Genomic DNA, 26444 nt, shown 5'->3' with positions numbered 1-26444 from the left:
ATGAATAAATTAGACTTAATTACATTTGGCAGAGCCGCCATAGACTTAAACGCCACAGAATATAACCGTCCTATGGAAGAGACGATGACTTTTTCGAAATATGTAGGTGGATCGCCGGCGAATATTGCCATTGGCACCTCGAAATTAGGCTTGAACGTGGGGATGATTGCTAAAGTTTCCGATGATCAGCATGGCAGGTTTGTCATTAATTATATGAAAGACTCTGACGTTGATACGCAGTATATCAAAAAGGACACCCAGGGCAGAAAGCTTGGCTTGACCTTTACTGAAATCAAAAGTCCGGAAGAATGCAGCATCCTCATGTATCGGGACAATGTTGCCGACCTTTATTTAAGTGTTGAGGACTTTGACGATGATTACATTAAAAATGCTGAGACTCTGCTTATTTCCGGTACGTCATTGAGTCAATCCCCCTCAAGAGAAGCGGCACTCCATGCGGTCGACGTGGCCAGAAAACATGGAGTTGAAGTGATTGTCGAGTTGGATTACCGTCCATATACATGGAAAAGCGAAGAAGAGACTGCCATTTATATGACCACCGTCGCAAGGATGGCTGATATTGTTATTGGGACAAGAGATGAATTCGATGTGATGGAAAAAAGTGAAGGCAATAACGACGAGGAAACGGTGAAACACCTGCTCGAATACTCTCCACGGTTAATTGTTGTCAAGCATGGAGTGAAGGGGTCAAGAGCATTCACCAAAGATGGTGAAGTAATTGAAGGGACAATCTACAAATCGAAAGTATTGAAAACGTTTGGTGCCGGGGATTCCTTTGCTTCCGGGTTCATCTATGCCCTGAAAAAAGAGAAAAGCATTAAGGAAGCTTTACAATATGGAAGTGCTGCCGCATCGATCGTTGTTTCTAAACACAGCTCATCAGACGCGATGCCTACAGTTCAAGACATTGAAAACTTAATGAATAATCATGAAGGGTGAGTTTTTATGTCAAAAAGAGTTAAATTAACAACCTCACAGGCACTGTTTAAATTCTTGAACAACCAATACATTCACTTTGATGGAAAAGAAACTCCGTTTGTGGAGGGGGTTTTCAATATATTCGGCCACGGGAATGTTCTTGGGATTGGACAGGCACTTCAGGAAGAAGCGGGCCGATTGAAGGTGATCCAGGGGAAAAATGAACAAGGGATGGCGCATGCAGCTGCTGCTTTCGCTAAAGAAAATTTCAGAAGAAAGATCTTTGCCGTAACATCCTCTGTCGGCCCTGGTTCAGCAAACCTTGTGACGGCCAGTGCCACAGCTCTGGCTAACAATCTCCCTGTTTTATTTCTACCAGGGGACACATTTGCAACCCGTCAGCCTGATCCTGTATTGCAGCAGATTGAACACTTTCATAGTCATAAAATCACAACAAATGATGCACTACAGCCCGTGTCGCGTTATTGGGACCGAATTGAACGGCCGGAGCAGTTGATGTCGGCATTGCTGCGAGCTTTTGAAGTGATGACAAACCCTGAGACCGCTGGCCCAGTCACCTTATCGATTTCCCAGGATGTCGAAGGGGAGACATTTGAATTTGAAGAATCCTTCTTCAAGAAAAGGGTTCATTATGTCGATCGGATCGTTCCTTCTGAAGAAGCGTTAAAGCGTGCGGGAGAAGCGGTCCGTGCTTCCAGGAAACCGCTGATTGTGGTCGGCGGAGGTGCGAAATATTCGCTTGCTGGCAATGAAATCGCAGACTTCTCACGAAAATATCAAGTCGCATTTGCTGAAACACAAGCAGGTAAATCAACTGTTTCCTCTGACCATCCTTATAATATGGGAGGATTGGGAGTGACAGGTACACTTGCGGCAAATAAAGCCGCAAAAGAGGCGGACCTGATTATTGGAATTGGCACTAGGTATACTGATTTTACATCTTCTTCTAAAACCGCTTTTAATTTTGATGAGTCGAAATTTATCAATATCAATGTAAGCAGAATGCAGACGTATAAAATGGACGCCATCCAGGTGATAGGGGACGCAAAGGCAGCCATCCAGAGGCTTGATAAACAGTTAACTGGTTACGAAAGCGAGTTCGGCGGCAAACTGGAAAACTATAAACAAGAATGGCTCGATGAAAGAAACCGACTTGCAGCGATTGATGTGGATCTGGATGATGAAGGATATCAGCCGGAAATCAAGGATGCATTCGGGCGTGAGAAATTAAAGAACTACGCTGATACTTTGGGAACGACTTACTCCCAGACTACGGCACTGATTAAGGTTAATGAGCTGATTGATCCAGCAAGTTATGTCATTACTTCTTCAGGATCACTGCCGGGAGATATGCATCGAGTTTGGAGTCCTACGGTTGAAAATACCTATCATGTCGAATACGGATACTCCGCTATGGGCTACGAAATAGCCGGAGCGTTAGGAGTAAAGATGGCTCATCCTGACAAAGAAGTATACAGTATGGTTGGAGATGGGAGCTTCTTGATGCTTCACACGGAAATGGTAACTGCCCTTCAATATGGCTATAAAATCAACATCGTTCTGTTTGACAATTCCGGTTATGGCTGCATTAACAACCTTCAAATGGGCCACGGCAGTGAAAGCTTCTGTACAGAATTCACAAAATCAGATGACAGCATCCTGACTGTCGATTATGCAAAAGTGGCCGCGGGTTACGGCTTTGAAACCTATACAGCTGCCAACAATCAAGAATTAGAGGAAGCAATTAAAAGAGTGAAAGAGAGCGAGAATTCAACATTGATCCATTTAAAAGTCCTTCCTAAGACAATGACAGATGGCTATGAGAGCTTTTGGAATGTCGGTATCTCAGAACATTCTTCCAGCAGGCAGGTAATGGATAAAGTAAAGGATGTCGTTAGTATGAGAGGCAAAGCAAAACAATATTAAAGGGTAAGAGTGATTATGATGAAAACAATTAAAATGGGTATCGCTGGATTAGGCCGCCTTGGCCTGATCCATGCGGAAAACATTCATAATATGAAACATGTTGAGCTGGCCGCCGTCTCAAACCTGGATGAAAGCGTCAATAAGAGAATTCAGGAAAAATACAATGTCCCTTACGCCTATACTAATTTTGAAGATATGATAAAAAATGATGACCTGGAAGCTGTGTGTATCGTGACACCTTCCAGCTTTCACACCAGGCATATACAATTGGCGCTTGAGCATGATCTGCATGTTTTCTGTGAAAAGCCGATCGGGCTCGAAGTTGAAAGTATTAAACAGACATGCCGGGTAATCGACGAAAGCAATAAAGTTTTCCATTTAGGCTTTATGCGTAGATATGATGAGGATTATTTGTATGCGAAAGAAATGATCGACCGCGGCGAGCTTGGTGACATTTCTATTATCCGCTCTTATGGAATTGATCCGATAGCCGGCCTGGACAGCTTTGTTCATTTTGCTAAAAAAAGCCCAAGCGGCGGCATTTACTTAGATATGAGTGTTCATGATATTGATGTGATTCGCTGGTTCACAAACTCTGAGGTCAAAAAAGTCTGGGCGACAGGCAATAATAAAGCCGCTCCTGAACTGAATCAGCTGAATGAGGTAGAAATGGGGACCGTGACGATGCAGCTTGAAAACAATGTTACAGCATTTTTAGTCGCAGGCCGCACCGCAAGCCATGGATATCATGTAGAGACGGAAGTTATTGGTACAAAAGGAATGGTGCGCGTTGCAGCTACCCCGGATAAAAATAAAGTGACAGTGTTTAACAATTATGGAGTCGTCAGGCCAACGTCGCAGAGCTTTCCTGAACGATTCAAAGAAGCCTATGTAGAAGAAATTAAAGATTTTGTTAGATGCATTCGCGAACAAACGAAACCGGAAGTGACAGCTGTTGATGGGCTGAGAAGCACAGAAGTTGCAATTGCCTGCCAGCATTCATTTGAAGAGGATAAGCTCGTGGAAATTAAATACGAAGGGTGATTCGTAGCATGGAAAATATAAAATTAGGCTGCGCCCCGATTGCTTGGACTAATGATGATATGCCTGAGCTGGGAGCGGAGAATTCATTTGAACAGTGCATCAGTGAGATGGCATTTGCAGGATATAAGGGAACGGAAATTGGTAACAAGTATCCAAGAGACCCTCAAACGTTAAAGAAATTCCTGGATATCAGAGGGCTGGAAGTAGCCAGCGCCTGGTTCAGTTCCTTTCTGACAACGCAGGATTTTGAAGAAGTAAAGGAGGCTTTCCTTGAGCATAGAGATTTTCTCCATGCAATGGGAGCAGAAGTGATTGTTGTTTCTGAACAAGGCAGCAGCATTCAGAAAAAGATGGACACTCCATTATTTGATGACAAGCCAATTTTTACTGAGGAAGAATGGAAGCGTTTTACTGACGGTCTCGACAAGCTTGGAGAATTAGCAAAAGAGAAAGGAATGACGGTAGTCTATCATCATCATATGGGAACAGGCGTCCAGACGACGAAGGAAATCGATAGACTGATGCAGGAGACGGACCCAGAAAAGGTCAGCCTGTTGTATGATACAGGGCATCTTGTATTTTCAGGTGAAGATCCACTTTATATTCTTGATAAATATTTTGAAAGAATCAAACATGTTCATTTCAAGGATATTAGGAAAGAAGTTGCTCAAGAAATTATAAGAGAAAAGGATAGTTTTCTTGTCGGTGTAAAAAAAGGGGCTTTTACTGTTCCTGGTGATGGATACATTGACTTTAAGCCGATTATGAATTATTTGAAAGATAATAATTATCATGGCTGGATTGTTGTGGAAGCAGAACAGGACCCGAGTATCTGCAATGCGTTCGAATATGCCTTAAAAGCGAAACGGTATCTTGACAACTTAGAATAAAGGGGAATTAATATGAACTGGTTTGCGATAGTAAGTTTTGCGGTCGTTTTAGTGGCTATTTACTTATACGCATATTACAGAAGTAAAAACGTGAATACCCACGATTCAGAAGGTTATTTCTTAGGCGGCCGCTCTTTAGTCGGCACGACAGTCGGAATGTCAATTATAATGACAAACCTTTCGACAGAACATCTCGTCGGCCAGAATGGGCAGAGTTATGTAGCAGGCGTCGAAGTGATGGCCTGGGAAGTCACTGCTGCAGTAGCGATTGTTCTTTCTGCATGGGTTTTTCTTCCGAGATACTTCAAATATGGTGTAAACACCATTTCAGATTTTATTGAAGTGCGATATGACACAATGACAAAAAGGATTGTGTCAATCCTATTCATGTTTACATACACGGTAAGTTTTATGCCCGTGGTGCTGTACTCAGGGTCTTTGATATTTAATGACTTGTTCAATATTGGAGGGTTTCTTGGGGTCTCCACGATGACCTCTGTGGTGATTATCGCATCTTTTATCGGGATCATCGGAGTTTTCTATTTATTCGTCGGGGGTCTGTCACTTGTAGCCCATAGTGATTCCATTTATGGAATTGGATTGTTTATAGGCGGAATTTCCGTGACGATTTTAGGCATTATGGCATTAGGAGACAGCAGCTTTTTAAGCGGGGTGGACCGTTTTGTGTCTGAATCTTCCGATAAATTAAATGCGTGGGGAGCTGTGGATTCAGAGATTGTACCATGGCCGACACTTTTCTTTGGGATGTTTTTTAACAATTTATATTTTTGGTGTACCAATCAGATGATCGTTCAAAAAGCGTTGGCTGCCAAAAACTTAAAGGAAGCACAAAAAGGGACGATGCTGGTCGGCTTCTTTAAAGTATTCGGTATTTTCTTCCTGGTGATCCCAGGGATTATCGCTTTCAGCATGTTTGGCAACGATTTGCAAATGGATATGGCATACCCTGCGCTTCTGGCTGAAGTACTGCCGCAATGGGCATTTGGAATCTTCGGAGTTGTCGTGTTCGGAGCGATAATGAGTTCGTTCATTGGCGCACTGAATGCCACGGTGACACTGTTTAGTCTCGACTTTTATAAACCGATTATCAATAAACAGGCGAATAACCGCCAGATCGCAAGAATGGGCCGGATTCTGACGATTGCAGTGGGTATTGTCGTAATCATTATTGCCCCATTGATTTCACTGTTTCCGCAGGGCTTGTTTGCAGTCATCCAGGAATTCAATGGCTTATATAATATGCCGCTGCTTGCCATTATATTAATCGGCTTCTTCTCGAAGAAAACATCAGCTTTGGGTGCGAAAGTCACGTTCGTTTTTCACGTTATTACGTACAGCTTATCCAAAGTGGTGCTCGAGGATATCCATTACCTTTATGTCTGGAGCGTTTTGTTCATTTTAGACATAGTGATTTTGTATCTATTCAGTTCATTAAAGCCGGATAAAGTAGACTTTGAATTTGAGAAATATAAGAACAAAGTGGATTTGACACCATGGAAGCACTCTAAATGGGTTGGAACTATAATATTGCTGACCGTTGTCGCAATGTATATTATATTTTCTCCATTGGTGTTAGCGAAATAAAGAAAGGAAGTTGAACCGATGGAAAAAGTAGTAGCAGGTGTAATAGGTGCAGGACGCATTGGGAAATTACACATTAATAACTTGAAAACAAATCAAAATGTCCGTTTGAAGATGGTTTCAGAGCTCTTTGCAGATGATTTACAAGAATGGTTTAAAGACAGCGGAGTAGAAGAGATCACAAAAGATTATCAGGATATTTTTGAAGATGAAGACATTAATACTGTATTTATTTGTTCACCTACAAGCACACATGCTGACTTAATTAAATTAGCAGCAAGCTATAAGAAGCATGTATTTTGCGAAAAGCCAATCAGCTTCAATGATGAAGAAACGCTTGAAGCTTACGAGCAAATTAAAGAAGCAGGAGTAAAATTCCAGGTTGGGTTTAATCGACGTTTTGATAAAAATTTTCAAGAGATGCAAAGCAGAGTAGAAAACAGAAAGGTCGGGGACGTTCATGTCCTGAAAATTACCTCAAGGGACCCTAAGCCTCCGCATCTGGATTATATTGAAACGTCTGGTGGGTTGTTTATGGATATGAGTATTCATGATTTTGATATGGCCAGATATTTAGTCGGCTCTGAAGTCGTTGAAGTGTATGCGAAAGGAGCGGCTATAGTAAACCCGGAGATTGGTGAAATGGAGGATATTGATACAGCAGTAATTACATTAACATTTGATAATGGGGCGCTTGGCGTGATTGACAACAGCAGAGAAGCGGTATATGGGTACGACCAGCGCATTGAAGTGTTCGGTAATGGCGGTGCCATTGTAGCTGATAACGAGACAGCAACAAATCTAAAATACTATCATTCAAATACAGTCGAAATAGATCAGCCGCTCCATTTTTTCCTGGAACGGTATAATGAGTCCTTCATACGTGAAACCCAGGAGTTTGTTGACAGTATTTTAAATGATACGGAAACAAAAGTGGTGTTTAAAGACGGAATTATGGCACAGAGAATCGCTATGGCTGCTAAACAATCAAATGATAGTGGAAAACCTGTAAAAGTTAACCACGAAATAGGGTGATGACATGTATAATATTTTGGATGAAGCATTTGAGAAAAGGTATGCCGTTCCGCAATTCAATATGAATGGTTTGATCTGGCTTGAATCTATTTTGAAAACAGCCGAAAAATGCAGGGCGCCGGTTATTGTAGGGACAACTGATAAGATCGTTGACGAGCTCGGCGGGTTTGAACTACTGGCACAAGTCTTTCAGAATATGAAAAAAAATTTAGGGGTTACCGTACCTGCCGTATTGCATTTGGATCATGGACAAACGGTTGATCGCTGTATAGAAGCGGTTAACGCAGGCTACGGTTCAGTGATGTATGACGGATCTAAGCTTCCGATCGCTGAAAATGTGAATAATACCAGTAAAGTTGTGGAGTATGCACACAGGCACAGAGTCACCGTAGAAGGTGAAGTCGGAAGTGTCGGAGGTACGGAAGATGGCGTATACAGTGATCTCAGTTATGCTGATGAGAACGAATGCATCCAGCTTGCCGAAGAGGCAGGAATCGACAGCCTCGCACCTGCTCTTGGATCAGTCCATGGAAAATATAAAGGGGAGCCCAACCTTGGTTTTGAAGAGATGGCGAGACTGCGTCAATTCACTAATGTTCCGTTTGTCCTGCATGGAGCTTCCGGGATCTCTGATGCTGATCTGCAAAAAGCCATTTCCTATGGACATGCAAAGATCAATTACAATACGGAACTCAATATTGCCTGGTCGGAAGCTCTTAGAAAGGTATTAACAGAAAACCAGGAATTATATGCTCCAATGGAGATATTAAAACCGAGTAAACACGCGTTGGAGGTTGTGATTGAAGAAGTGATCAGACGTACCGGCGCTTATCAAAAAGCGATGATATAGCAATTAGTCTATAAGGCTAATACAAATAAATACTAATAAAACAAGTGGGGCTGTAGCAAAAGCCCCTTTTTATAGAAAAAGTAGTATCCTAAATAGAAGATAGCAGGGGGACAAGTCCGAAGACTCCGGTGGGAAGCGCTGCCCACGGAAAGCGAAGGACTTGTCCACTGCTTTTTTTACCATGCAAAAAGGGGCGAGTATCATTTATGAGACAGCCCCATTATTTTTTTTGGATGAAGTCAACTGTTTATAACCTTTTGGTATGCCCCTCTTTTTAAAATGATAAGAGAATAGAGCTTGTTGATTTCATCCCTCTAGGCGGACGCTTTCCCCAGTGTTCTTTCTGCCGAGGAGGCTTGAGCCTTGCCCGCGGAAAGCGAAGTGTTTTGACGGAGTATATGTTGAAAACTCATAATTAGGAGGCTGAGGCCAAGACCGCAGAATGCGTTAACCTATAAAGAATAGAATGATATATAGAATGTTCGTATCTTTTGTTGCGATATTGATTATGAAAATCATACACTTAAATGTTATTACCTTATACGGACCTGATGAATATTGTGAGTAGTACATTTGGCTTTACTTCTAAATTACTATTTGTGAAAAAATTCAGAAAAGTATATTGTAATCGCTTTCAAAGTCCGCTATAATTTTTATTGAAACGTTTCAAAAAGCCAAATGCAGCCATAAAGGAAGAGAAGAGGGAAAAGCTTGTCGACGTTAAAGGATGTTGCAAAAAAAGCAAAAGTAAGTGTAGCTACGGCATCGTATGTCATGAATGGAAGTGAGCTGATTACAAAACCGACTAAGGAGAAGGTCTTGCAGGCAGCTAAAGAATTGGGATATCGTCCCAATGGAAGTGCTAAAAATCTGAAGAAAAATAAGACAAATATTATCGGTCTCTTTTTGAGTGGGTTTACGGGTCCTTTTTTTAATGAACTATTGGAAGGCATTCAGGTAACGGTTATTAAAAATGGGTATGAGATGGTCGTTTGCGCTTCAGATGACAAACACCGATTATTAGTGGAACGTTATGTGGATGGTGCAATAATTCTTAATTATCATATTTCTAATGAACTGTTAGACAGTCTGGCCAGTGAGAAGTTTCCTATTGTAGTTCTTGACCGGGAGTTAGATAACAAGTATGTGAAGGAGGTTTTATTGCCGAATAAGCGAGGGATGGATTACACGGTGAATCACTTAGTAGAACAGGGGCATCAGCGGATTGGGTTTATTGCCGGTTCAAAGGAATCATTTGATGGGGAAAGCCGCCTGGAAGGGTTTAGAGAATCTCTTGCAATTCATGGACTTACTTTTAAAGAATCAGATTTAATCCGTGCGGACTTTACTGAAATAAGTGGACTGCTCAGCATGTCTAAATATTTAGAAGATAACGAGACGCGACCTACAGCTTTTGTATCGGCCAACGATGAAATGGCAATGGGGGCAGTCAAGGCAGTCCAGCAAAAGGGGCTGAAGGTTCCACACCACATTGCTTTTGTCGGGTTTGATGATATAGATTTAGCGAGGTATGTACAGCCGGCTTTGACAACGGTTCGGGTTCAGAAAAAGCAATGGGGTAAAACGGCAGCAGAAACCTTATTCGATATGCTTGAAAAGGAGGAAGCACTTAATGAGAAGGAAATCCCTATTGAGTTTATTACGCGTCAATCAAGCTAGAAAGGGGGCTGAAAAGTTAAGTGATGGAATATAGTTACCTTTATTCTTCAATTTTTTCGAAACGTTTCAATATTTTAGTGAATTGAAAAATTATAATGCTGTTTTAAATCCAGTAATCCACGTCTCCTGGAATGACGCGGTTGCTTATTGTGAGTAGGCTGGAAAAAGACTGCCAACTGAAATGGAATGGGAGTATGCCGCCAGGGGAGGGCTTGAGCAGAAAAAATACCCGTGGGGAGACGAGCTGACGCCGAACGGCGAGCATTACTGCAACATTTGGCAGGGTGATTTTCCAAGTAAAAATACTGCGGAAGACGGATACATTGGCACAGCACCAGTGAAGTCTTTTCCTGCAAACGGGTTTGGTCTTTATAACATGGCAGGAAACGTTTGGGAATGGTGCGCCGATTCGTTTATAAGACCAGGCAGGCCAAACCGTGAATCTTCGTCTAAAGTCATGAGAGGCGGCTCTTACCTGTGCCATCACTCCTACTGCAATCGATATCGTGTAGCTGCCCGCAGCTCAAATACAATGGATAGTTCAACCGGAAATACAGGATTTCGATGCGTAAGTGACGTCAAGCGGGGATAAGATAAAAGAAATCAGTCTCTGTTGGTCGCGGAAGCCGGTAAAAATAGCGTGGGCTGTAGCCGGCGACAAGTTAGTGAAGAGTAAAAAACGCTTCTGATTATATCAAAAATGATAATTAGAAGCGTTTGGTTTGAATAACTCACTCCAACAATAAACTTATTTTACCGCGCCTTTTTTGAAAAAGCAGAATCTCCCGTTGTGCCATATCGTTCCGTTTGAATCTCTTCTAAAGATTTACCACGTGTTTCCGGTGCTAATAAGAGGCCGACTACCATGTGAATTATAAGAAGTCCAATCATGACAGTGCCTGCTGTTCGGAAACCGAGTGTTGTAATCATCGCTGGAATGATGAGTGAGATTAAGCCGACCAGCACCCTAGCTGTACAGAATAGAAATCCCTGGGCAGCGGCACGGTACTTGGTGTGAAATAATTCTGCCGACCAGAGGCCATAAAAGGCCTGAGCACCAAATCCGGCAGCAATCCCCCACAATATAACAAAAGCGAGCAGTTCGACGGTACCCATTCCGCCATAGGATAAAATAATCCAGGCGACAATCCCCATTCCGGCACCAACACTAAAGATCAACCTGCGGTTCACTTTATCCCCAAATTTTATGAAAACTAAATAGGTGGAGAGAACGGTCAATACCCACAAAAACGTTTGCAAAAGATTGGCTTGGGAAGAGGACAGCCCTCCAACTGTTTCATAAATATAAGGCATAAAATACCCCATAACCCCGGCAACCATATTCCAAAATGCGTATACGCCTACAAGCAGTGTGAGAGCCTGTAGGTTGGCCCGATTTGTAAACAATTCCTTTAAGTTTTCCTTGTTAAAAATACCACCTTGGTTCGTGGCTTGATCTTTTTTCTTTTGCTCTTCCCAAATTGAAGACTCATCAATTTTTCTTTGAAACAACCATGTAAAGAAAGCGATTACGAATAATTGAAAGAAAATGATTCGGCTCCCTAATAACCCTAAAGGCGCAAGTGCCACGGAAAGTAGTAAGACGACCGCCGGCCCCATCGACCAGGCAAATTGCCCCCATCCTACTCGGGCGGCTCGTTCATTTTTGGGTGCTTCTTCGGCAATGTAGGTCCAGGAAGGTGGAATGCCAGCTCCTACCGATACACCAGTGACAATATACCCGACTAATAGCATTGGAAATGAAAACGAAAACGTAATTAACAGAATGCCAAGCATATAGACTAATAAGTTGTATTTGTAAATAAATTTTCTTCCGTAGCGATCCACTAGAAATCCGCTGATCAAAGCCCCTACTGCAGCTCCGAATCCGTTGGCACTCAAGGCTCCGAGAAGCCCGACCGTAGTATCCGTCAGCCCGAGGTATTCCACCCATAATGTTAAGCTTGCAGCTCCGGCTACAATGGAGCCCGCTTCTAAATAGTTAGACATGGAAACAGATAACGTAGCCGCCAGACTGCCTTTTTCAACCTTTTTCAAAAGATTTCATCCTCTCATAATATTTTTTGTAGAAGACTTCCCTCCTTATATAAAATATTTTTGTTTTGTTATTTTTGTATTTGTTATTGTGTTTTTTAAATTCATATTTAAGATTGTAAGGGGTTTCTTAAGTGTTCGTCAACGAAATATTCAAATTAATTTTAATAGAAATCATAACTTAACATTAAAAATAGCGCTGATTTTACCGTAAAATAGGGTTATGGATAGTTTTGAAATAATATTAACAAATAAATATAATCAAATAAAAACAAAAATTTAATGCAGTTTGGAGTTAAGTTATGCCGAATATACAGTTGGACTCTCATTTTTTCCGAATCAAAAGTAATGAGGTATAGTTCTAGACATATTGCTTTCTTTCCATTTAGGATGAAGATAAGAAAAACTTATTGGCTGATACTTTTACTTAGAAAGGATGGAGAAAATGAAAATTCTAGTTGTAGGGGCCAATGGCCAGATTGGGAAACATCTTGTTTCATCTATTCAGGATAACGGAAGCCTGGAAGCGAAAGCTATGATTCGTAAGCAGGAGCAAGCGTCCTTTTTTGAAGAGTTAGGTGCGGAAACGGCAGTGGTCGATTTAGAAGATGATATCGAGTCCATTTCAAAAGCGGCAGAAGGAGTCGATGCAGTTGTCTTTACTGCTGGTTCTGGACCAAACACAGGAAAGGACAAAACTATTTTGATTGATTTGGATGGAGCCGTAAAAACGATCGAGGCAGCGAAGGCGGCAGGTGTGAAGCGGTTTATTATGATCAGCTCGTTTGACACGAGGCGTGAGGCTATCCAGGCAGTTTCTTCCTCTTTTGCCCCGTACGTAGCAGCCAAGCATTATGCAGACGAGTGGCTGAAAAGAACAGATCTCGATTATACAATTATCCATCCCGGCGGGCTTACAAATAATGAAGGAACCGGCAAAGTAGAGGCAGCAATCGAGGTGGAAAGAGGGGAGATTCCCAGAGAAGATGTTGCTGGTGTGATAGTAGCAGCCTTAGAAAATAAAGCAACGATAGGAAAAGAATTTCAAGTAGTGGGAGGACCAACGCCAATTAAAAATGCAATAGATTCTATCTAATGCAGGTTAATATTTCGATTACCAAAAAAGCTCCTTACATGATTGATTTGTAAGGAGCTTTTTGTGTATATGCGATTGCTATTGGAGTCCAATTTATGCTCTTAAGCTGTAATCCAATAGAAGAGATAATTCGATCTCTTGAATCTTCCGCAATTCTTCAGCTTCTTTAGAGTTCTCTGAGCCATTGGATGTCACCCATTCGACTTCATCAATAAAGCGGTGCGGGTCCCATTGCTCCCAGGAAGCTGCGATGGTAGAAACAGCTTTTGCTTTCTCGTAGAGCGATGGGAATATAGGAAGATCACCTGCTTTGGAGTACCAGTACTTTGCATTGCTGAAATCTCCTTCGCGGCGGTGCATTAATCCGTGCCAGCAGCTTCCTAAATCGTTTTCGAGCTGCTGAGATAATGTATGAGAGCCATATAGGTCGTCGTTCCATAATAAAAGACCGGATTTCACAGCCTCCACTGATACCGTGGATGGATTCTCCTGACCTGTGAGTTCGATTCCTGACGTATTTTCAATTTCTTGAGAGAGCCCCCTATCCCAAATATCGGACGGACAGAGTGCCGGCAAAGCCTCTCTTTGTCTTAATCGATCTTTAAATTGTGATAATGTCGCCATGAAAGCCCTCCTTTTTCTATCTAGAATAACACACAAAAAGATAAGAGTGGTGAATACTATGAATATTGGCACTAGTAAAATCGCATTGTATAATTTACATAAAGCGTTAGGTAAATCACACAAAAGGGTGAATTGTAGATATGGAAACAAATAAAGTGTTAGCAGAAGAAGATATCAGAGCAGTGTTACGATGCAGCCCAGGTAAAGTTTCAACAGGTAAATATCGATTATTCTTCGGAGTTATATAACGACAGCAATTTCATTGATATTTCTGTTGGCTAAAAGAAGGAGGCATAAAAGCTGATGCCCAATCGTCCATGGCTTTCAACAGAGAAGGTGGATGCAGTTTTTGATCATGATCAACAGAGGAAATATCGCTATTTTCTTCAGTGTGCGTGGGATGATTCGATGAAGAGAGTGGCATTTGTCATGTTAAACCCCAGTGTGGCTGATGTTGAAATTTGTGATCCAACCCTCCGACGCTGTGCAGGTTATGCACGAGCTGGGGGTATGGAAGCATGGCAATAGTTAATTTGTTTGCTTTGATTTCAAAAGATGCAAAGGTATTAAAAGCTGAAGTAGATCCAGTTGGACCAGAATGTGACGACTTTATAGCAAAAGCTGTGGAAGAGTCGGACAGGGTGATTTTCGCCTGGGGAAAGCGTAATGGTGTAAGCAGTCGCAAAAATAAGGTTCTTTCATTATTAAGCAGTTATGAACCTTATTGCATTGAAAAAACAAAGGACGGTAGAGAACCAAAGCATCCTCTGTATCTAAGAAAAGAATTAAATCCCATAAGATTTTAGAAATATAAAAGCCAAATAAAAGTGAATTATAGTCATGTTGGGATATTAAAGCTGAAAGCATTCCGTGCCTCCAGCTTTTCATCGATTTCAGCAAGGATACCTCCATCTCTTAACGTAAGTGTAGGTGGGGAGAGGAATTGTCATTGGCGACAGTCAACACCTTGCCTTCCTCCTTTCTGATTGTATGTTAACTAAAAATATTTTATTTAACCTGACCATCAAACTTCAATATCAATTATAATCTCAGGCGCACCCACTAATTTAAAGTATCATTCTTCCTCGTTAATGATAGCAAGAGTTTGATGGTCTTCCCATTTTCCATTGATGCAAACATTTTTTCTGGCTATGCCTTCTTTATGAAATCCCGCTTTTAGAAGAACCTTCATAGAGCCTATGTTATGGGGCATTACTCCAGCTTCAATTCTGTGAAATGAGAGCTGCCGAAAAGCATGGTTAACAACCAGTTTTACAGCTTCAGACATGTACCCCCTGCCATTATGATCTTTATTTAAAAAATATCCAATCCAGCAGCTCTGCAGGTTTTGTCTGACCACTTCTGTTAACATAATTTCTCCGATTACTTCTTCCGTCTTCTTTAGGCAGATAAAAAATAAATATCCCTTATCCTCTTTAGCTTCCTGGATGAAAGTACGGATTCTTTTTAATTGGCCATCAATGGTGTAAAACGATTCTTCTTTGAGCCCGGTGAATTGCTGGAAAAACTCTTTATTCCTTTTTTCTAACTCAAGCACTGCTCCAGTTTCTTCTTGTTCTGCTGCCTTTACAAAGATCTCTTTTCCTTCAATGTACATTATTCTAATTACTCCTTTCCAAATTAAAAACACCACAGACGATCCTGTGGTGTGAATATGTACATATAACCACAGGACGCGGCCCGTGGTGTTTTCCACTGTAATCCTTTAAGAAAAACCTGCCTCATGGATATAAGCCGCGTATGATCTATTTTAGACACACTTCTCCTGGAGGTTATTTTTTTGAAGAAAACAGCAGTGGAGTATCCTACACCCTTTGCCAGATAGTTCAATGACCGCTTTTTCATGTAGGTGGCCCCCTCCAGTCGTTTTCCAATTTCCGTGCCATAGTTTCTCTAATATTATGATAAGCCTTTGAAAATTACAAGTTTATTTTAAAAAATTCAGCAGCTTCTATCATTGATTATTTTTTTTCTCCGGACTAAACATGACCTTCACAAATTTTTCCCTTTGATTTATTATGTTTTCAAAGGTTTTCGGGCCTTCCTCGAGGGGAAGGCGATGCGAGATCATTGGTTTGACATTGATTTGCCCAGTGTTCATATAGTGAAGAGAAGCGTGCCATTCCTGACCGGGGAAGGGAGAGGATAGTGCATTCCAGGAGCCAAGCACACGCAGTTCATTGCGGACGATTCGTTCAAAATAAAAACGCTCGATAGTAATGTCGGCATAAGGAATTCCCATCAGCACGACTTCCCCGCCTTTTTTTGGAAGAGCCAAAATTTGGGCTGAGGAGGCGGGGGACCCCGCGGATTCGACGGCGACATCGACTCCGCAACCATCCGTATGCTCCTGAATTTGCACATGCGCTGGCGATTCCTTTGCGTTGATCAGCACATCGGCGCCAACCTTTTTTGCGACTTCGAGCTTCGACTCGTCAATATCGACCGCATATACTTTTTCTGCCCCGAAGATCCTTGCCCATTGCACCGCGAGTAAGCCAATGCTTCCACAGCCTACTACCGCAACTTCTGCTCCAGGCTGCATGCTTGTTCTGTAGAACCCGTGGGCCACTACAGCTGATGGTTCAACGAGTGCTGCGGCAGTATAATCTACATTTTCAGGAAGAGGCAGTACGTGAGCCGCCGGCAGCTTCACGTACTCAGCATAAGCTCCCGGGCGGCGGGCCCCTATGATCGTCAGGTTCTTACATCGGGAGAGCTCCCCTTTTTGGCAGGGGATACAATGGCCGCAATGAAACGTCGGGCAGCCGCTCACCCGTTCTCCGATACTTACATTTGCTGCTCCTGAGCCTATATCTGTCACTTCTCCAGAGAATTCATGGCCGAATGTCATTCCTTCTACATAAGGTCCGAGCTTTTTGAAGCGTGAAATATCAGAGCCGCAGATGCCTGTTGCTTTAACTTTTATAATAACGTCATCCGCTTTTTCAATGATAGGATCGGGAATCTCTTCAAAACGAATATCACGTTCATCATATAGATTTAATGCCTTCATTTGAGCTTTCCTTTCTAGACTTCAGCTGTATGCTTATTCTTTCGATTGAAAAATATCTTGATGACAGCAGCGCCAATTACAATAGGGTTGAAAATGTGCTGATATTCATAATAGAAGCTTCCAATTCCTCTCATCGGTCCTAACATAAAATCAAGCATCATCTCGACCATCGTGATCCCTCTTTTCTGCATGAAATGTTTTATTAGTCAATTGGAGTTAACAATACTTTAATTGCATCTCCGCTTTTGATTGCTTCATACGCCTCATCCCACTGAGTAATGTCAAATTGATGAGTAATCATCGCCTTCGCATTTACACTCCCGGAGTTCAGCAGACTAAGGGAAGGCTCCCAATCTGCAGGCCTTTGGCTGCGGCTTCCAACGACCCGGATTTCCTTCTGAATTATTTTTTCCAGGTCAAAGTCCACCTCTGGCCTGGAAAAGATTCCAACCTGGCCGTACTGTCCTTTTTTTCGCAATAAATCCAGTGCCTGTCTGGCAGCAGGAGCAGCGCCTGAACATTCGAATGCAACATCTGCTCCGTAGCCGTCTGTTAAATAGTTAATAAGATCTTTAATATTCTGAATCTGCGTGTCAACGGCATAATCGATTCCTAATTCTTCAGCTTTTTGAAGCCGTATCTTGTCATTTGAAAGACCTGTGATAATAACTACTGCTCCAAGGCTCTTTGCGACCTGGGCGGTAAATAGCCCAATCGGACCGGGGCCGATAACGACCACAACATCTCCTATTTTAAATTCCGTTTTAGCAACGGCATGATAAGTGCAGGCGAGCGGCTCTGTCATTGCTGCTGATTGAAAATCTACGTTTTCCGGCAGATGATGAATGCTTTCTTTTCTTGCGATTAAATATTTCGCAAAGCCGCCGTCCTGCTGAGTACCGAGTCCTTTTCGATAATTGCAGAGGTTATAGTCGCCATTCAGGCAGTACCTGCATTCGCCGCAGATGGAAAAAGTAGTTTCTGAGGTTACGCGGTCTCCTAATGTAAATTCAGTCACACCTTCGCCAATATCTACGATTTCGCCGGAAAATTCGTGGCCAAGTGTTACGGGAGCAGCGACTTTGTAATGCCCTTCGTACGTGTGTATATCAGAACCGCAGATGCCGGCATATTTTACTTTAATTTTCACCTGATCCTTACCGGGAGCAGGAATTTCCTTCTCCTGAATTTCTAAGTTTCCAAATCCGAGTTCTTTTTTCACTAATGCCTTCATGGTCTGCCCCCTAAATTAATGAAAGATGCTGAATATACGATAAATGATCCAATTCACTAAATTACCGCCCTGGTCAATGCTTGAGATTTGTGCGGAGCCTTCCGGCATATTAAAATCAGCATTATTTGCCATGTCGGTAAATACCGGCGCGACATCTGTTGCCAGGTACAAAGACAGAGCAATCATAATCGTTCCGACAATCACAGAGTGGACAATATTTCCGCGGGCAGCTCCCACGATAAACGCGACTACGAATGGAATGGTTGCTAAGTCCCCGAAAGGAAGCAGGGAATTTCCGGGAAGAATAACGGCCAGGACAACAGTAATCGGTACGAGAATTAATGCGGTGGAGATGACCGAAGGATGGCCGAGCAGAACAGCTGCATCCAGTCCGATATAAATTTCCCGTTCGCCGAAGCGTTTGGACAGCCATTCGCGGGCTGATTCAGAGACGGGCATTAATCCTTCCATTAAAATTTTCACCATGCGGGGCATCAGCACCATTACGGCAGCCATAGCCATCCCGATTTCGATCACTTCACCGGCGCCGTATCCTGAAAGAATCCCGATGGTTGCACCTAAAAACAATCCGATGAATATTGATTCGCCAAATACACCAAAACGATGTTGAATCGTATTGGGATCAGCGTTCCAGTTTTTTACTCCCGGAATCTTCTGCAGCCCTTGTACTAAGAAAATACCTGGTGCGTATGAGATTGTACTGCCAGTCGCAATGGATACACCTGGGAGCTCATAAAACTCACTAACCATCGGTGCTGTCCAGTCGGCAATTTTCAAGCAAACAATCTGAAAGATGACAGCTCCAATGAGACCTTCAATGATGCTGCCGGAAATGGCATAAATCATGGCAGCGATGAAGGTATAGTGCCAGAAGTTCCATATATCTACATTCATTGTTTTCGTCGTTTTCGTTACGAGCATAATGACATTTATAAGTAACCCTAGTGGAATGATAAATGCGGCAACTGCAGAGGCCCATGCAATTGAGGAGGAGGCAGGCCATCCAATATCAATAACATTTAATTCAACCCCTAAACGATCTACCATTCCTTGAGCGGCCGGTCCTAAATTATTTACCAGAAGATCTACAACTAAGAAAATTCCGACAAATGCAACTCCGATAGTTAAACCGGAGCGAAATGCTTTTCCAGGCTTCTGCCCGAACAATAATCCTAAAAAGAAAATAGCTACAGGCAGTATTACAGTAGCACCTAAATCTAAAAATCCTTGGATCGCATCAACAAAACCTTGCATTTGATTCGTCCTCCCTACATTTTTGCAATACCGTCCCGGTTTTCCAGATTATAAAATCCTATAATAGAAAACCGGGAGGAGAGATATTACTTCTTCAGCTCGGTGAGAATTTCTTCTTTCGTCTGATCAGTGCCAATTCCAGTCAAAAATGCACGGGCGTTTATGACTGGAAATGGATATTCCTTCTTAGTCATGGCGGTGGTAACCAGAAGATCGGCAGTATCGATATAGCTTCCTACTTCTGTAATCTTGATTTGAACGAGGTCGACGTTTAAATTATTTTCCTTGGCCATTTCTTCGATTGCATTGTTTACTACGGTCGACGTGGCAACTCCTGCCCCGCATGCTACTAACACTTTTTTCTTTTTCATGATAAATGCCTCCTAATAGTTTTATAGATTCAGCTCGTCTTCGAGCAGCTGTTTAATTTTTGTTTTTTCCGTCTGACGGATTAGAGATTTCAGCAATTCTTCATTTTGAAACACCTGCGTCAGCTTCTGAAGCAGAGATAATTGGGAGTGGGATTCATTCATTGCCAGCATAAACACCATTTTTACTGGCGTGGTTTCCTGGTCATCGCCCATTACTCCAAAGTGCACTTCATCAGCCAGCACTGCGACACTAATTGATTTCTTATTTACATGCTCCACATCGGTGTGCGGTATTGCCACAGATATCCCTGCGGTCGGAAGTCCGGTAGGAAACTCTTTTTCTCTTTCGATAACAGCCTCCACAAAGCTTTTCTTTACGAACTTCTTTTCGACGAGGTTTTGACCCATTGCCTGAAGTATGTCCTCCTTTGTTTGACCAGTTAATTCTAATAAAATGATTGATTCATCCAGATGAATAGTACTCATGTGCTAAACCTCGCGATCTAATGGATGCTCCCCGCTTTTTTAAACAGTGGAGTAGTCTTGTATGATTTGATAAATGGTGCCTTTTGAATTTGTATCTATGATTCTCTTTCGATCGGCCTCGGAGCCGGCCAGTTTCATTAATTGCATTAAAGCGTGGATATGCTGCTGTTTGTCCACGGCGGCGATGATAATGATTAAATTAATGTGATATTTTTCTGTGAATTCAACACCTTTTTTCAGCCGGAGCAGGCTCATACCTACTTCATTTACACCTTCTTCAGGAGCTGCATGAGGAATTGCGATATTCGGCCCAATAACAATATAAGGATCGTCCATTGAACGATGAATCATTGCCTCCACGTATTGCTGCTCTATTTTTCCAGTATTCAGTAATGATCTCGAACAGATATGGATGGCATCCGTCCAGGAAGCGGCCGATTCTCTTACATCGATATGCTCCGGCGTTAGTAAGTCTTTTAAATGAATTTTTTTCTCATTTAGAGAATGAGTAACGGAAGCATCTTCATCACGATCGATGTATCGCAGCAGCTCTTCAGATAGTGCCTGTTCATTATGAATCTGTGCGTGATTTTTCACGATGTCGATGAGATGCTGGACGTTTATGTCATTTTCCATATAGCCGTTCAGCTCATGCATGACCTGTTTCTTAAAGCGGTATTTTTCCTCTTCGCTGAGAAAAGGCTTGGAAATAAATAGCTTTTTCTGCGTTTCCAAATAGGTTGGGGAGAAAACAAGATCATAATCGAGCTCGTAATCGAGAAACTCGCGGACTGATAGGGAATCCAAGAAGACGAAGCCTGGAAAAAGCTCTCGTAATTCACTGAACATCAATCTCGAAACGGAGACCCCCTGCGGACAGACAACGATTGCTTTCGTTTTCTGATCCAGACTCTCCCCCTGTCTGCGTATCCAGCCGCCAATCAGCATGGTGATGAATATAGATTCGCTTTCCGGAATTGCCGTTTCCACATAGGCTTCTAAAGGGCCGGTGGAGCGTTTTACTAAATGATGCAATTCCTTGATTTCCTTCGTAAAAAAAGGCAAGACATCGATGGTTTCGGTCAGCTGGTACGTAATACGGTAATAGGCGGGCTTTATATGCTGCAGCAGCTTATGAATCAGCTGATTTCTATCTTGAAGATAGATGCAGGCACTTTTTTCAAAAAGCCTCAGCATATCGTCAATTACTGACAGAAGTTCACGAGTCAGCTCATCATCTGTCATATACTTGGACCAATACACGTTTGTTGTCAGCAGGTGCAGCGTAAAAAATAATCTTTCCTGCATCGAAATTCTGCCACTTTCACGAAACAATTCTTCCGCCGCCTGAAACTCTTTCGTTTTTGAAAGCTCTTCATATTCTATGGAGACGAACTGGAGCTCTCTGCCCTGCTCAATTCTTCGTAATAATAAAATAAATATATACGGCATAGTGGCCAGTTTTTCATCGGTGAATTTCAGATTGAGGTTCTGCTCCACTTTCTCAACCCGGAGATGAAACTCGTTAATCTTTTCCTCCGGAATATTTGCAAGCTCTCTAATCCTTGATTCACTCATGTTCATGTGCAGCAGCTGATAGGTTACCGTGATGAGCAGCTTTCGTATCTGAAATTCTTTACCTTCTAGTAAGTAACCAAAGCGTCGGGAATATCGGATTGATACATCGTACTCGTTTAGAAAGGTCTGAAGCTGCTTCAGATCACTGAGTATCGTATTTTTACTCACCTTCAGCTCCGCCGTAAAATGATATAACGACAGCTCCTCTTCACTGCTGAGAAGCATCAGCAGAAGAGAATATATCCGCAGCTCCTCATTAAGTTCTGAGACGTCTAAAGAAGAAATTTTTTCTTCATCATATAAATTAGTTAATACAGATTGATCAATCATAAATTGACCCTTGCGCGTTCGCTCAATCACAGGGAGGTTTTTGGCCAGCAGCCAATCGTTGATTTTAGTAAAGCTATAGCCGAGCTGCCTGCGTGTAAGCTCAAATTTATTTTCCAGAGTGGTACTGGTGACACTTGGGTTACTAACAAGCTCGTTTAAAATATTCTTGCTTCTTTTATCAAGCGGCACTGTTCCGTCCTCCCTTCACAAATGATTGTAGCACCTGCAGCAATTGGTTTGGATGCGCTTTCATCACAACCGCGCGAACAGTTAATGTACAACAATTTGATTTACCTATACACAAGTATAGAAATTCGACATCTTGGTTGTCCTATTTAGAAAATTAAAATTGCAAAGACATAGTTCCATAATTACAGTAACTTTCTGCTGCTGGGTGAATACCATGGAGGTGAAAGGAGAGGATGAACGTGAATCCAGAACAATATGGATATTACTATCCGGCAGAAGAGCCCCGAAATGTATATGAACAATGCAAAAGGTACATGAACTACCATGCAATGTTAACAATGAATGACGGAAGCCAGATGGATGGCATTATCGAGGAAGTAAACGGAGACAGTGTAAATGTTCTCGTCGGAGAAGATGTGATGGAGCCGGAAGAGGAAAACTATGGAGGAGACCGTCAGTTTTACGGAGGATACGGGGGACCAAGGAGAAGGTTCAGGCGCTTTCGCCGCCGTAATTTTCCACTAGCTGCGTTAGCCACTATTGCTCTGCTGCCATATATAATACCGCCTTACTATCCTTATGGTCCGTACCCATATTATTAAAATGGTATTTGTAAGGAAGAAAAACCCCCGCTGAGCGGGGGTTTTCACATTAAGAGTCTTTGATAAAGTATAAAAAGAGGCAGAATTTTCTTCTCCTAGTTATTGATCTTCTTTTTTCAAAAGCCTGCGTTGAAAATAAATAAATACAGGAAGTGGGACAACAATCCAGGCAAAGCTTTTCATGAGACTATTTTTCGCCTGCTGCTGCATTCTTTCTTTTTCGTAAGCCGCGATTTCATCGTATTCCTTCCTTAATTCTTCAGTAGTCTTCGAAGAGTCTTCATTCTCGCCGGTACGATCTACTTCATACATTCTCGTATAATCCTCAAAGGACTGATAGTAAGGAGCTGGTGCAATCAGGTCCGAAACAGCTGAAAACACACCGACACTTCCACCGATGACCATCATTAATGTGGCAAACAATACAACATAGATATAAACTTTTTTAATCATGAAACCACACCTCCCAGGATAGGAATATACCTATTATTATTCCACCTCCAGCCGGATATCCCTGTTTTTTACCTTGCTTTCAGAAATTTATTAATTTGCTGCGGCGGATGCGGCGGAGAGATTAGTTGTTTCACTAAATATGATCTTTTTGCTCCATGCCGTCTCTGGCTGAATGTCAGTTGGTATGGAAGAGGAAGAAGTTAGGAATAATTAAGAGGAACAGCAGTGGAGGCTGACGATGTGTAAAAAATAATACATATATTGTGCAAATTACGACAGAGAGAAAGGGCTTGAGAATATGAACGGTCAGCGTTTGGATAAAGTAACATTTGATGATTTTAAAACAGCGAGGAAACGTCTACATGAAATTCTTCAGCACCCGACTCCGCTTCTGCAAAATGAACTACTGAACATGGAGCTGGGAGCTTCTCTCTATATAAAGGCTGAATCACTTCTTCCGGTCGGCTCCTTTAAGCTGAGAGGAGCATTTAACAAGATTGCATCTTTAGTCGAAACGGAAAAAGAACCGATCACTGTCGTAACTGCTTCGGCAGGAAACCATGCGATGGGGGTGTCCTACGCTTCTAAAGTAAAAGGAGTAACGGCTGTTGTCGCAGTTCCGGAAACGACTCCGCAAATCAAAATTAACACCTGCCGGGCTCTTGGGGCAGAAGTGCATCCTGTAGGGAAAACATTTGATGATGCTTACGACTATGCACGTAAGCTGGCAGAGGAAAAAAACTATATGTATGTTCATAATGTCGCTGACACCGATGTAGTTGCCGGACAGGGAACGGTGGCGCTCGAGCTTCTCGAACAGCTGCCGGACGTCGATCAGATTATTGTCCCGCTCGGGGGAGGCGGGTTAGTTTCCGGTATAGCGATGGCAGCGAAGGCCATTAATCCTTCTATCCGGATTATTGCCGTTCAGGCTGAGGGTTCCTCCGCTTATTACCAAACCTACAAGTCTGGAAAAATAGTGACACTGCCGTCAACGAACACGCTGGCAGAAGGCCTTTCCATGAAAAAACCAGAGCCGTACCTGCTCGATTTTATCAATGCATGGGTCGACGATATTGTTGAGGTTAAAGAGAACTCCATTCGCGAGGCGATAAAATTATTTGTGCTGACTGGAAAATTGGTCGTCGAAGCTTCAGGTGCCGTGGCACTGGCAGCGGTGATGGAAAATCAAGTTACGCTGACAGACAAAACGGTACTTATTGCTACCGGTTCTAATATTGACGGCTCTGTTTTGAAGGATTGTGTATTTTAAAAATTTGCAGAGGGAAATACTGAATTTTTCGCTGCCTTGCTTTAAAAGTGAAGGGGCATGCCTCTGACATTTGGCCACAAGCTATGGACTAAATTGACATTTCCTATATTTGTATGATAGGGAGTTTTTTGCCGAGGCTCAATTACTTTCAGGTGATATAGTTAGAAATCTATTTTTACAAATTGTATCCATGCTTGCGCAGTCTGGACCTGATAGCTATCCTTCCGTCAGATTATGGCAAGGCGCCAATAAAGAAGATGATCATCTATTTCCAGAATGGATGTGTGGAGCGATCCAGAAGACGGAGTCCAATTTCTTCTTTGAGCAGGTAAATGACTTTGCTTAAAGCAGTCTGGGAATTATGAAGGTTTTCACTTGCGCGGAAAATGCTTTTCTTCTGGCATATTTCTTCAAAAAAAACGAAGCTGCTTAATGTCTAAAATGGTACCACTTTATTCTTATTAGTTATAAATATATAACTTTTATATATTTTACTTATGTAAGCGTTTTTAATAAGATGGAATAAATACATAGGAGAGAAAGTGGTGGGAACTATTTTAGCAATAGCGGGCTTTTTAATTATCGGAATATTGTTATTTTTGGTGCTTACAAAGAAAGCATCCATTCATTTTTCCTTGGTGGTCGTTCCTATTCTAGTCGCTTTATTTGCAGGGTTTAGTGTAGCGGAATTAAGTGGTTTTATGGAAACCGGTTTAAGCAATATAGCGCAGACAGGTATTATGATTACTTTTGCGATTTTATTTTTTGGGATTATGTTTGATGCCGGTTTATTCGATCCGATTATTAAAGGAGTAATTAAAATAGCCGGGGGTGATCCGGTAAAGATTACAATGGGTACTGCTGTTATCGCAATGGTTACCCATTTAGACGGCTCCGGTTCCAGTACTTTTCTAATCACCGTCTCATCCATGCTTCCTGTTTATCGAGCGTTGGGAATGAGTCCGCTGACACTTGCAGTTACTGCCGCTTTAAGTGCAGGGACGATGAACATGGTGCCATGGGGAGGCTCTACACTCCGGGCGGCGTCTGTTTTAAATGTTAATGTCATGGAACTGTTTTCTCCAATGCTTCCGGTGTTAGCTGTAGGGCTTGCATGGGTATTACTTTGCAGCTATTGGTTGGGCAAGCAGGAAAGAAAGAAAATTGGAGTTATTAAAGAACTACCTGAAGAACTTAAAAACAGGGAAATAGATCAAGAAGAGCAGGACTTAAAAAGACCAAAACTCTTTTTCGTAAATGTTGCTTTCACCGTATTAATTTTAGCTTGTCTTGTTACCGAGTTTTTCCCGTTAGCCATTACCTTCATTATCGCAGTGCCTATTGCATTATTGATAAACTACAGAGATCTGAATATCCAGCAGAAGCTCATAGAAAACCATGCTAAAGGCGCTATCTATACAGCTTCAATTATATTTTCAGCCGGTATCTTTACAGGAATACTCCAGGAAACAGGTATGATTGAAGCAATGGCAGGTTCCATGGTGAACTTTGTGCCGAATTCCTGGGGTGGAGCATTCCCTGTAATCCTGGCGTTTATTGCTATGCCGTTGAGTTTGTTATTTGACCCGGATTCGTTTTACTTCGGTGTGCTGCCGGTACTGGCCGGGGTTGCAGAAAATTTTGGAATCGAGCCTGTTACAATGGGAAGAGCTGCTATTATTGGCCAAATGACTACAGGATTTCCCATTAGTCCATTAACTGGTTCTACCTGGCTATTAGTTGGGCTGGCAGGAGTGCATATAGGAGATCTTCAGAAAAAAGCAATACCCCTGGCTTTTGGAACCAGCGTGGTAATGGCGATCATGGCCATTATGATAGGAGTTATTTAAATAA

Annotated in this window: 24 protein-coding genes and 2 pseudogenes; 14 read left to right on the top strand and 12 right to left on the bottom strand. The window is 42.2% G+C overall.

The genetic code is table 11. The features are described 5' to 3' along the window. From iolC to ACE4RR_RS05470, 9 genes are all read left to right on the top strand, one after another. A complete protein-coding gene (gene iolC / locus ACE4RR_RS05510; protein WP_375534395.1) occupies nucleotides 1–960 on the top strand; it encodes a 5-dehydro-2-deoxygluconokinase in 960 nt (319 codons plus the stop codon). A 6-nt stretch (nucleotides 961–966) separates the two neighbouring features. Continuing rightward, nucleotides 967–2886, top strand: coding sequence for a 3D-(3,5/4)-trihydroxycyclohexane-1,2-dione acylhydrolase (decyclizing) (iolD, locus tag ACE4RR_RS05505; RefSeq protein ID WP_375534394.1), 1920 nt, complete (start codon nucleotides 967–969; stop codon nucleotides 2884–2886). 18 nt (nucleotides 2887–2904) lie between these two features. Further along, nucleotides 2905–3930 (top strand): Gfo/Idh/MocA family oxidoreductase, encoded by a 1026-nt coding sequence (locus ACE4RR_RS05500; protein WP_375534393.1) that lies wholly within the window; start codon nucleotides 2905–2907, stop codon nucleotides 3928–3930. Nucleotides 3931–3938: 8 nt separating this feature from the next. Next, nucleotides 3939–4820 (top strand): myo-inosose-2 dehydratase, encoded by an 882-nt coding sequence (iolE, locus tag ACE4RR_RS05495; protein ID WP_375534392.1) that lies wholly within the window; start codon nucleotides 3939–3941, stop codon nucleotides 4818–4820. Between the two features lie 12 nt (nucleotides 4821–4832). Beyond that, nucleotides 4833–6425 (top strand): solute:sodium symporter family transporter, encoded by a 1593-nt coding sequence (locus ACE4RR_RS05490; RefSeq protein WP_375534391.1) that lies wholly within the window; start codon nucleotides 4833–4835, stop codon nucleotides 6423–6425. An 18-nt stretch (nucleotides 6426–6443) separates the two neighbouring features. Next, entirely contained in the window at nucleotides 6444–7457 is a 1014-nt protein-coding gene (gene iolG / locus ACE4RR_RS05485; protein WP_375534390.1) for an inositol 2-dehydrogenase, read from the top strand. A gap of 4 nt (nucleotides 7458–7461) precedes the next feature. Further along, a complete protein-coding gene (locus tag ACE4RR_RS05480) occupies nucleotides 7462–8307 on the top strand; it encodes a ketose-bisphosphate aldolase (RefSeq protein WP_375534389.1) in 846 nt (281 codons plus the stop codon). Between the two features lie 711 nt (nucleotides 8308–9018). Beyond that, nucleotides 9019–9987 (top strand): LacI family DNA-binding transcriptional regulator, encoded by a 969-nt coding sequence (locus tag ACE4RR_RS05475; protein WP_375534388.1) that lies wholly within the window; start codon nucleotides 9019–9021, stop codon nucleotides 9985–9987. Between the two features lie 169 nt (nucleotides 9988–10156). Continuing rightward, on the top strand, nucleotides 10157–10579 hold the full coding sequence (locus ACE4RR_RS05470) for a formylglycine-generating enzyme family protein (protein WP_483860816.1): 423 nt from the start codon (nucleotides 10157–10159) through the stop codon (nucleotides 10577–10579). 161 nt (nucleotides 10580–10740) lie between these two features. On the opposite strand, the gene ACE4RR_RS05465 is transcribed toward ACE4RR_RS05470, so the two are convergent. Further along, the gene (locus tag ACE4RR_RS05465) at nucleotides 10741–11997 is read right to left on the bottom strand and encodes an MFS transporter (protein ID WP_375534433.1); all 1257 of its coding nucleotides are present in this window, start codon (nucleotides 11995–11997) and stop codon (nucleotides 10741–10743) included. 490 nt (nucleotides 11998–12487) lie between these two features. On the opposite strand from ACE4RR_RS05465, the gene ACE4RR_RS05460 reads away from it, so the two are divergent. Continuing rightward, on the top strand, nucleotides 12488–13138 hold the full coding sequence (locus ACE4RR_RS05460; RefSeq protein ID WP_375534387.1) for an SDR family oxidoreductase: 651 nt from the start codon (nucleotides 12488–12490) through the stop codon (nucleotides 13136–13138). 93 nt (nucleotides 13139–13231) lie between these two features. On the opposite strand, the gene ACE4RR_RS05455 is transcribed toward ACE4RR_RS05460, so the two are convergent. Further along, entirely contained in the window at nucleotides 13232–13762 is a 531-nt protein-coding gene (locus ACE4RR_RS05455) for a hypothetical protein (protein WP_375534386.1), read from the bottom strand. Nucleotides 13763–14065: 303 nt separating this feature from the next. Between ACE4RR_RS05455 and ACE4RR_RS05450 the strand changes: the two are divergent. Further along, a pseudogene (locus ACE4RR_RS05450) lies at nucleotides 14066–14568 on the top strand (DUF1643 domain-containing protein). A 269-nt stretch (nucleotides 14569–14837) separates the two neighbouring features. Here ACE4RR_RS05450 and ACE4RR_RS05445 read toward each other — a convergent pair. The 8 genes from ACE4RR_RS05445 to ACE4RR_RS05410 form a co-directional block, all read right to left on the bottom strand. Continuing rightward, a complete protein-coding gene (locus ACE4RR_RS05445; RefSeq protein WP_375534385.1) occupies nucleotides 14838–15380 on the bottom strand; it encodes a GNAT family N-acetyltransferase in 543 nt (180 codons plus the stop codon). Nucleotides 15381–15737: 357 nt separating this feature from the next. After that, on the bottom strand, nucleotides 15738–16799 hold the full coding sequence (locus ACE4RR_RS05440) for a galactitol-1-phosphate 5-dehydrogenase (RefSeq protein WP_375534384.1): 1062 nt from the start codon (nucleotides 16797–16799) through the stop codon (nucleotides 15738–15740). A gap of 14 nt (nucleotides 16800–16813) precedes the next feature. Further along, a complete protein-coding gene (locus ACE4RR_RS05435; protein ID WP_375534383.1) occupies nucleotides 16814–16969 on the bottom strand; it encodes a hypothetical protein in 156 nt (51 codons plus the stop codon). Between the two features lie 32 nt (nucleotides 16970–17001). Further along, nucleotides 17002–18033: a zinc-binding dehydrogenase gene (locus ACE4RR_RS05430; RefSeq protein ID WP_375534382.1), complete on the bottom strand. Its 1032-nt coding sequence runs from the start codon at nucleotides 18031–18033 to the stop codon at nucleotides 17002–17004. A gap of 15 nt (nucleotides 18034–18048) precedes the next feature. Continuing rightward, entirely contained in the window at nucleotides 18049–19308 is a 1260-nt protein-coding gene (locus ACE4RR_RS05425) for a galactitol-specific PTS transporter subunit IIC (protein WP_375534381.1), read from the bottom strand. A gap of 86 nt (nucleotides 19309–19394) precedes the next feature. Then, complete coding sequence (locus ACE4RR_RS05420; RefSeq protein WP_375534380.1) at nucleotides 19395–19679, bottom strand: PTS sugar transporter subunit IIB; 285 nt, start codon at nucleotides 19677–19679, stop codon at nucleotides 19395–19397. 21 nt (nucleotides 19680–19700) lie between these two features. Beyond that, nucleotides 19701–20165, bottom strand: coding sequence for a PTS sugar transporter subunit IIA (locus ACE4RR_RS05415; protein WP_375534379.1), 465 nt, complete (start codon nucleotides 20163–20165; stop codon nucleotides 19701–19703). 39 nt (nucleotides 20166–20204) lie between these two features. Then, entirely contained in the window at nucleotides 20205–22262 is a 2058-nt protein-coding gene (locus ACE4RR_RS05410; protein WP_375534378.1) for a BglG family transcription antiterminator, read from the bottom strand. A 239-nt stretch (nucleotides 22263–22501) separates the two neighbouring features. On the opposite strand from ACE4RR_RS05410, the gene ACE4RR_RS05405 reads away from it, so the two are divergent. Continuing rightward, nucleotides 22502–22864, top strand: coding sequence for a hypothetical protein (locus tag ACE4RR_RS05405; protein WP_375534377.1), 363 nt, complete (start codon nucleotides 22502–22504; stop codon nucleotides 22862–22864). Nucleotides 22865–22963: 99 nt separating this feature from the next. Here the strand turns inward: ACE4RR_RS05405 and ACE4RR_RS05400 are convergent, their stop codons facing one another. Further along, the gene (locus ACE4RR_RS05400; RefSeq protein WP_375534376.1) at nucleotides 22964–23317 is read right to left on the bottom strand and encodes a hypothetical protein; all 354 of its coding nucleotides are present in this window, start codon (nucleotides 23315–23317) and stop codon (nucleotides 22964–22966) included. Between the two features lie 298 nt (nucleotides 23318–23615). On the opposite strand from ACE4RR_RS05400, the gene ACE4RR_RS05395 reads away from it, so the two are divergent. Beyond that, on the top strand, nucleotides 23616–24590 hold the full coding sequence (locus tag ACE4RR_RS05395; RefSeq protein WP_375534375.1) for a threonine ammonia-lyase: 975 nt from the start codon (nucleotides 23616–23618) through the stop codon (nucleotides 24588–24590). 265 nt (nucleotides 24591–24855) lie between these two features. Here ACE4RR_RS05395 and ACE4RR_RS05390 read toward each other — a convergent pair. Next, nucleotides 24856–25002: pseudogene (locus tag ACE4RR_RS05390) on the bottom strand (helix-turn-helix domain-containing protein); the annotation flags it as partial. A 133-nt stretch (nucleotides 25003–25135) separates the two neighbouring features. Here ACE4RR_RS05390 and ACE4RR_RS05385 point away from each other — a divergent pair. Then, on the top strand, nucleotides 25136–26440 hold the full coding sequence (locus ACE4RR_RS05385; protein ID WP_375534374.1) for a CitMHS family transporter: 1305 nt from the start codon (nucleotides 25136–25138) through the stop codon (nucleotides 26438–26440). Nucleotides 26441–26444 lie beyond the last annotated feature (4 nt).

The sequence above is a fragment of the Alteribacillus sp. HJP-4 genome, assembly GCF_042139015.1.
Classification (GTDB): Bacteria; Bacillota; Bacilli; order Bacillales; family Marinococcaceae; genus JBHIKY01.
Note: the sequence above shows the minus strand (reverse complement) of the source record. Positions and strands in the feature narration are given on the sequence as shown.